This window comes from bacterium (genome assembly GCA_040756715.1).
Taxonomy (GTDB): Bacteria; UBA9089; UBA9088; order UBA9088; family UBA9088; genus JBFLYE01.
The window spans coordinates 6,817-7,578 of record JBFLYE010000128.1; the positions used below are offsets into that span (position 1 = coordinate 6,817).

At 34.9% G+C, this 762-nt stretch carries 2 protein-coding genes; both read right to left on the reverse strand.

The features are described from left to right. A partial coding sequence (locus tag AB1397_05025; protein ID MEW6482346.1) for a (2Fe-2S) ferredoxin domain-containing protein occupies nucleotides 1-231 on the reverse strand: 231 nt, incomplete at its 3' end. Beyond that, nucleotides 228-671 carry an NADH-quinone oxidoreductase subunit NuoE gene (nuoE, locus tag AB1397_05030; GenBank protein MEW6482347.1) on the reverse strand — a complete coding sequence of 148 codons (444 nt, stop codon included), beginning with the start codon at nucleotides 669-671 and terminating at the stop codon, nucleotides 228-230. The genes nuoE and AB1397_05025, both read right to left, overlap by 4 nt. Nucleotides 672-762: the final 91 nt, after the last annotated feature.

Genomic DNA, 762 nt, shown 5'->3' on the forward strand with positions numbered 1-762 from the left:
AATGTATTCTTCAATTGATTCTTTGTTTATAATTTTTCTTGCTAGCCCTTCTCTTACATTGCGGTAGGTTGTTTTTTTATTTTCCTCAATTATCTCAACAATAGGCTCTAAATAGCAAAGCCCAAGGCAACCTGTTTTTGCGGTGGGAATCCCCTTTCTTTTAAAGAGCTCAAAAATTTCCTCTGCCCCGGCAGCAATCCCACAGCTTCCCATCCCGATGATTGCTTTCATTTGTAATCTTTTAATATTTTTTCTATATCCTTAGTCTTAAGCCTTCCATAGACCTTTTTGTCGATCATTATACAAGGAGCAAGGCTGCAACACCCAAGACAGGCAACCTTGTCTAATGAAAATAAACCATCTTTTGTTGTTTCTTTCTCTTTTATCTTAAGCAATTCCTCTAATGCACTTGATATTTTTTCTGCCCCACTTACAAAGCAGGCCGTTCCATGGCAGGCTTTGATAAGATGCCTTCCTTGTGGAATAAATCTAAAGTGTGAATAAAAGGTTGCTATACCAAATATCTCAGCGGGGAATATTTTTGTCTTTTCTGCAATTATTTTTAATACCTCAATGGGAAGATAGCCGTAGCTATCCTGGATTTCTTGAAGCAATTTTATAAGCTCACCTCTTTCTTTATATTTCTCAAGGAGCCTTTCTAAAAAATTCATTTCTTGTCTCTTTTTTTAGAAAATTTTGGATTTCTTGTTTAGAATGCCTTTTTTCAATAAATTCTATGGTAAAATCTTTTTTATCTCCAAA